We start from the raw sequence: 6,857 nt of genomic DNA, 5'->3' as shown, positions 1-6,857 counted from the left end.
GGCGAGACGGTCGGCGAGCATCCGCTGGCGCCCAACGGACAGCGCATCGAGTTTGGTGCGGTCGACCTTGCCGTTGGCGTTGACGGGAAGCGGCTCGTCCCAGAACACAAGCTCTTCGGGCAGCTTGTATTTCGGCAGTCCATCCCCGACGAGGGCCCGGGTCACCTCCGCGAGCGAGATCTGGATGCCGGGTTCGAGTACAACTGCCATCGCCAGTCGCTCACCGGTGGTGGCGTCGGGGACGGAGTAGGCGGCACACTCGCGCACCCCACCCATCCTCGCGACGGCTTCCTCGACTTCGGCGGCCGGGATCTTCAGCCCGTTGCGAATCACGATGTCCTTGATCCGACCGATGATCCGAACCCGGCCGTCGACAACGTCTGCCACATCGCCGGTGCGGAACCACTCACCCTCGAACGCGAGCTCGTCGTCGTCGGCATCGGTGTAACCGAGGAACGTGTGTGGACCCTTGATGCAGCACTCGGTGGGGTCGGCCACGGACCCGACGCGCACATCGACCTCGCCCAGCGCCACGCCGTCGTCGGCGTGGCGTGTGTCTCGAGATTCGGTCCGCAAACCGGACGTGCTGACCGGGATCTCCGAAGACCCGTAGGCGCGCATGACGACGATGCCGAATTCGTCTTCGATGCGTTCGACGATCCGCCGATCCAGCATCGTGCCGCCCAGGTACACCCCGCGTAACGGGACGACGGCGTCGCGCGCCACCGTCTGGTCGAGTATCCGGTCCAGCAGCCGGTCCGGGCCGCCGTACCAGGTGGCGCCCGACGTGACCAGGAGGTCGCAGGTCGCCGCCGGGTCCCAGCGGTCTTCGAGAATCACCGGTATTGCCAGCATCGGGCCTATGAACAGGGCCTGCAGGACCCCGGTGACCGACGCGAGCGGACTGATCAAGAAGATCCGGTCGCCCGAACCCAGGCCCGCCGCCGCGATGTAGTTCGCCGACGCCTTGGCCAACGTGCTCAGCGAGTGGATCACGCCCTTGGGCCGAGCGGTGGTGCCCGAGGTGTAAAGCACAAAGCACGGCTCATCTGCCGGCCGCACCGGGTGTGGGGGCTGGTCAGCGCGCATTTGGTCATCGCCACCGAGTTCGATCCACTGACAACGCAGCGCCAGTTCCGGCTCGGTGATCTCCGACCAGTTCGGCGCCGCACCGAATCGTGCACCGGTGCGGGTGAGGATGTCGGCGAGCTGCGCGACCCCCGCACTGCGCGGCACGAGCAGCACCACCGCATCGACCCGTAGCGCCGCGTGGATCGCGACCACCGAGTCCACGTCGTTACCGACTACCAGGACTATCGCTGCGCCCGGAGCAACGCCGGCACCGACCATCGCCTGGGCGGCAGAGTCGATGCGCTTGTCCAGTTCGCCGTAGGTCAGTTTGGTTCCTCGATCCGCCACGGCGAGCCGAGTCGCATGCCGCGCCGCGGTGGACCGCACGACGTCGATCGGCTCCGCCGTCCAGAAACCGGCCGCGCGGTAGCGGGGCCGCATTTCTTCGGCTCGCCGGTGCGCATGCCGGAGCAACTCCGTCGGGCCAGTCATGGTCTCCTCCGATGCGAATGATCGTTCTCGATTAGGTAAATGTAACCTCTCTCCCATGCATGCAATGACTTTCGACAACCAGGTAGCCATCGTCACTGGGGCCGGCGGCGGACTCGGCCGCTGCCATGCCCTGGAGCTCGCCCGGCGCGGCGCGCGGGTCGTGGTCAACGACCTGGGCAGTTCGGTGGACGGCAGCGGTGCGTCGACGTCGGCGGCCCAAGCCGTGGTCGACGAGATCACCGCCGTCGGGGGCACCGCCGTTGCCAACGGTGACTCGGTGGCCACCGAGGAGGGCGGCGCGGCGATCGTGGCGGCCGCGATGGACGCCTTCGGCCAGGTCGATGTGCTGGTGAACAACGCGGGGATTCTGCGCGACGCCGCGTTCAAGAACATGACCGTCGAGCAGGTCGACGCCGTCATCGCCGTGCACCTGAACGGTGCCTTCAACGTCACTCGGGCGGTGTGGCCGGTCATGCGGGAACGGAATTACGGCAGAATCGTTCAAACCACCTCGGGCACCGGCCTTTTCGGAAATTTCGGCCAGGCCAACTACGGCGCCGCGAAGATGGGCCTGGTCGGCATGATGCACGTCCTCGCAATCGAAGGCGCCCGCAACGGCATCGCCGTCAACGCCATCGCCCCCATCGCGCGGACCCGCATGACCGAAAACATCATGGGCGACGCCGGTAAGGCCATGCATCCTGAGCTCGTCACCCCTGTTGTCGTCTATCTGTGTCATCGGTCCTGCGACCGCACCGCGCACATCTACTCGGTGGGCGCGGGCAAAGTGTCACGGGTGTTCATCGGTGTCACCAAGGGGATCGAGGACACGGCGCTGACCGCGGAGGCGGTGGCATCGTCGATCGACGAGATCGACGACAGCGCCACGTTCACCATTCGCGGCGGACCGACCGCAGGCTGACGCGCCGGAGGTCAGCGACCGAGGAACTTGGGCTTTCGGCGTTCGGCGAAGGACGCGAGGCCTTCCTGCAGGTCCGCCGTCCGCGACACCACCTCCTGCGCCCAGGCCTCCTGCTCGAATGCGCGGTGCCGATCCGACTCCGACGACACGGACAGCAGGCGCTTGGTCAGCGTCAGCATCACCGTCGGCCCCGCGGCCAAGCGTCCCGCGAGTTCCTCGGCGACCGCGTCGGTCTCGTCCGGTGCGGTCACGCGGTTGACCAGGCCGAGCCTTTCGCACGCGATCGCGTCGACCGGCTCACCGAGCATCAGCAGTTCGGTCGCTTTGCGCAGGCCGACGATTCTCGTCAGGAGATGGATGGCACCGGAATCCGGCAGGATCCCGCGATGCACGAATGCCTCGACAAGCCTTGCCTCCGTTGACATGACGACCAGGTCGCACGCCAGAACCAGGCTCGCGCCCGCCCCCGCGGCTGTGCCCTTGACCGCCGCGATCACCGGCTTGTCACAGTCGAGGACAGCGGCGACCAGCCGCTGCCAGCCCTGCTGAAGCATCCTGGCGATGTCGCCCGGGCGCTTCTGCATGGGCTCGACCACGCCCCCGGCGTCCGCCGGTTGCGGTGCCAGTCCAGCCCCGGCGCAGAAGTGCCGATTACCGCTGGCGCTCAAGAGCACCGAGCGGACGGCGGGGTTGTCATTGGCCTGCACGAAGGCCTCGGTGAGCGCGTCACGTGCCAACGGCGACAACGAATTTCCCGCTTCCGGGCGATCTATTGTCACCCGCGCAACGCCGTCATCGCCGATCGCGCACACGATTCCGGATGCTTCATCTGACATCTCGCTCACCCCTGCGTTAACGGCGTTTCCGTTTTTCGGGTATCTTAATTTCCACCTTGTCCGGGCTACGACGCGGGCCACAACGAGGAGGCAATCCGATGGGGCAGACCGGTCTGATCACCGACGAGGGATTGGCCAGGTTGCGGGCTACCATCGGCATCGCCGTCCCGCACACCCAGCCGCCGCACTACTACCGCCCCAACGAAGACACGTTTCGTCACGTCGCCGAAAGCTACGGTGACGCCAACCCTTTGTGGGCGGATCCGAAATATGCCGCGAAGTCTGTATGGGGAGAGTCTGTTGCCCCACCCGCCCTCGTCGGCGGCGACACGCTGATCGGAGAGGACGAGGTCACAACCCTCTCGGACGAGGACCGCGCGCTGACCAAGGGCGACCCACTGCGCGGGGTACATGCCTTCTACGCCTCATCGGCTCGGGAGTGGTGGGCGCCGCTGCAAGCCAACCACCGGGTTTTCAGGCGCAACGCCCTGGTGGCCGCGCTCGACAAGAGCAGCAAATTTGCCGACCGCGCCATCCACGAGTGGTCCGCCCAGGTGTTTCGCGACGACGAGGGCACGATCCTGGGCGGCCAGTACCGCAACATGATTCGTACCGAGCGCAGCAAGGCGCGCGACCGAAAGAAATACGATGCCGTCGAACTCAAGACGTGGACCGCCGACGAGATTGCCGAGCTCGACGAGCGCTATGCGCGCGAAAGCCCGCGCGGGGCCGACCCGCGGTGGTGGGAAGACGTCAACGAGGGTGACGAGGTGGGGCCGCTGACAAAGGGGCCGCTGACGGTTACCGACATGGTCTGCTGGCACGTTGGCATGGGCACCGGAATGTACGGCGTGCGCCCGCTGAAATTGGCGTGGCGCAACCGGCAGCGCATTCCCCGTTTCTACACACCAAACGAATACGGCGTTCCCGATGCCCAGCAGCGGGTGCACTGGGAGCCGGATGCCGCGCGCAACGCGGGCAATCCCACCACGTTCGACTATGGCCGCATGCGCGAGACGTGGCTGATCCACTTATGCACGGACTGGATGGGTGACGACGCCTGGCTGTGGAAGCTCGATTGCGAGTTTCGTCTGTTCAACTACGTCGGCGACGTCCATACCGTGACCGGCACCGTGGTCCGCAAGTACCTCGCCGACGGCGACCGGCCCGCCGTCGATCTCGAGCTCGCGGCAACCAACCACCGCGGCCAGATCACCGCGCCGGGACACGCCACCATCTTGTTGCCCAGCCGCGACCGAGGACCCGTGCGCCTGCCCGATCCACCGGGCGGTGCGGCCAATCTGAGCGAGCTGCTGACCGCCGTCACGGAACAATTCGCCGAGCGCTGAGCCCATGAGTTACCGCAGTGTCCCTGGCCTCCTGGCCGAACATCAAGGCCCGATCCTGCGGCTGACCCTCGACCGCGCCGATCGCCGTAACGCCGTCAACGACGTCATGCTCGACGCGATGATCGGCCATCTGGCCGACGCCGGCATCGACGAATCGGTACGGGTCATCCGGATCGACGCCAACGGTCCGAACTTCTGCGCGGGCGCGGACTTGATCGCCAACAACGCGAAATCCGAACGGAAACCACGCGTGGGCAGCACCCAGCGGCGCCTGCCGAACAAGGCCAACCGGCTGATCCCGTTGATGCTCGAGACGCAGGTGCCCATCGTCGCCGTGGTCCGTGGTTGGGCGACCGGTCTGGGCTTCCACATCGCGCTGGCATCAGACTTCTGCGTCGCCGCCGACGACGCCCGGTTCTGGGAACCCTTCATGGCGCGCGGCTTCACCCCCGACAGCGGCGCGGCCTGGTTGCTGCCACGGCTCATCGGAATGGTGCGCACCAGGCAACTGCTGATGCTGGGTCAGGAGATCACCGGAGCCATGGCGGCCGACTGGGGCATCATCCATCGCGCCTGGGCTTCCGATGAATTGACCTCGGCTGCAGAACAACTCGTCAGACAACTCGGTGAAGCGCCCACGGTTTCACTCGGGCTCACCAAGTGGCTGTTGCACAGCGGCAATGGACTCGACCTTGACCGCCATCTTCAGAACGAGGCCTTGGCGCTCGAATTATCCAGCCGGAGCGAGGATTTCAAAGAGGGTCTGGCGGCCTTCCGCGACAAACGACCCGCAGAATTCACGGGCCGCTGAAAAGTATTGACAAAATCATGACACAACTGCCGATCACCCAGGACACGCCGGTCGACGATGCAGTCGCGATCGTGCGGCAGTGGATCGACGCCGAGGTTCCCGCCGCATGGCGATCTGCCGCGGCCGAGGGGCCCGCGGCGCTACGGGCGGTACGCACCCCGGCCGACTACCGCCGGTGGTATCCGAAATTCGCTCGGACGGGTCTGGTGGCGCCCACGTGGCTACCCGACCACGGTGGCCTGGGCATCGGCAACGATGTTGTGCGCGCCGTCGAGGGCGCACTTTCGCCGCTGCGCCTTTCTCGGCTCAACCCGTTGGGGCTCAATAACGCCGCCGCCGCACTGTTCGGTCACGGGACAGAGGAGCAACGCCGGCGTTTCCTCCCGCCGATCGTGCGAAACGAGGAGAAGTGGTGCCAGTTGTTCAGCGAGCCGGGCGCGGGCTCGGATCTCGCATCACTAGCCACGAGGGCCGTGCGGGACGGCTCGGAAGAAGGCGCAGACTGGGTGATCTCCGGCCAGAAAGTGTGGACCACGTGGGCCGATGAGGCCGATTTCGCGATCCTGCTGGCGCGGACGGATCCCGATCAGCCCAAACACAAGGGCATCACGTACTTCCTGCTCGACATGCACCAGCCGGGTGTCGAGGTGCGGCCGCTCCGCCAGATCACCGGTGAGGCCGAATTCAACGAGGTCTTCCTCGACGGGGCGCGGGTGCCCGATGCCCATCGCGTCGGCGAGGTCAATGACGGCTGGCGCGTCAGCGCATCGACGTTGTCCAGTGAGCGGCAGATGGTTTCAGGATCCGGCTCGGGTGGCATGGGCCGCCTCGGGGGGTCCAGTTCCGAACGTCTGATCACTCTGGCCAAGGAAACCGGACGGTGGGCCGATCCCGTCATCCGGAACAAGGTCATGCATCTTTGGGCACAGGAGCAGATCCGGGGATGGACGAACGCCCGGGTACGCGACGCATTGACGGCCGGTCAGTCGCCGGGAGCGGCCTCGTCGATCGGAAAAGTGCACCAGGCCACGCTGAACCAGCAGATCCAGGACCTCATGGTCGATCTGCTGGGTACGGAGGCGATCGCGTGGCCCGCCACCGACGATCCGGACGCGCTGCCCCGGGACGTCCAGGGGATGATGCGCAGCCTCGCCAACGGGACCGAGGGCGGCACCACCGACATCAACAAGAACATCCTCGGCGAGCGCGTCCTCGGGTTACCCAGAGAGCCTGATCCGTGGAAAGGCAAGCCCTGGAAGGATATCCCCCGTTCATGAGGGTCTATGAACGTTTGAACGTGTCCACGTCCGACGGGATCGGCTGGCTGGTTCTCAACAGGCCCGACGACGGCAACGCCTTCGACGCCCTGATGCTCG

At 66.3% G+C, this 6,857-nt stretch carries 6 protein-coding genes; 4 read left to right on the top strand and 2 right to left on the bottom strand.

The window, feature by feature from the left end:
* Window positions 1-1,512: AMP-binding protein (locus tag Q0W90_RS21915; protein ID WP_297776569.1), on the bottom strand; the 1,512-nt coding region annotated here is incomplete at its 3' end.
* Window positions 1,513-1,618: 106 nt separating this feature from the next.
* Between Q0W90_RS21915 and Q0W90_RS21910 the strand changes: the two genes are divergently transcribed.
* Entirely contained in the window at window positions 1,619-2,485 is an 867-nt protein-coding gene (locus Q0W90_RS21910) for an SDR family NAD(P)-dependent oxidoreductase (protein ID WP_297597460.1), read from the top strand.
* An 11-nt stretch (window positions 2,486-2,496) separates the two neighbouring features.
* On the opposite strand, the gene Q0W90_RS21905 is transcribed toward Q0W90_RS21910, so the two are convergent.
* Window positions 2,497-3,330: an enoyl-CoA hydratase-related protein gene (locus tag Q0W90_RS21905; RefSeq protein WP_366895637.1), complete on the bottom strand. Its 834-nt coding sequence runs from the start codon at window positions 3,328-3,330 to the stop codon at window positions 2,497-2,499.
* A gap of 89 nt (window positions 3,331-3,419) precedes the next feature.
* Here Q0W90_RS21905 and Q0W90_RS21900 point away from each other — a divergent pair, with 89 nt between their 5' ends.
* Genes Q0W90_RS21900 through Q0W90_RS21890 form a run of 3 tightly spaced genes read left to right on the top strand, consistent with a single transcriptional unit; the run spans window position 3,420 to window position 6,758 of the window.
* Window positions 3,420-4,670: a hypothetical protein gene (locus tag Q0W90_RS21900; RefSeq protein ID WP_297776565.1), complete on the top strand. Its 1,251-nt coding sequence runs from the start codon at window positions 3,420-3,422 to the stop codon at window positions 4,668-4,670.
* Window positions 4,671-4,674: 4 nt separating this feature from the next.
* Window positions 4,675-5,481: an enoyl-CoA hydratase/isomerase family protein gene (locus Q0W90_RS21895; RefSeq protein ID WP_297701416.1), complete on the top strand. Its 807-nt coding sequence runs from the start codon at window positions 4,675-4,677 to the stop codon at window positions 5,479-5,481.
* Between the two features lie 17 nt (window positions 5,482-5,498).
* Window positions 5,499-6,758, top strand: a complete 1,260-nt coding sequence (locus Q0W90_RS21890) for an acyl-CoA dehydrogenase family protein (RefSeq protein WP_297776561.1) — start codon at window positions 5,499-5,501, stop codon at window positions 6,756-6,758.
* The last annotated feature ends 99 nt before the right edge of the window (window positions 6,759-6,857 follow it).

It is taken from the genome of Mycobacterium sp., assembly GCF_025933915.1.
GTDB lineage: Bacteria > Actinomycetota > Actinomycetes > Mycobacteriales > Mycobacteriaceae > Mycobacterium.
Note: the sequence above shows the minus strand (reverse complement) of the source record. Positions and strands in the feature narration are given on the sequence as shown.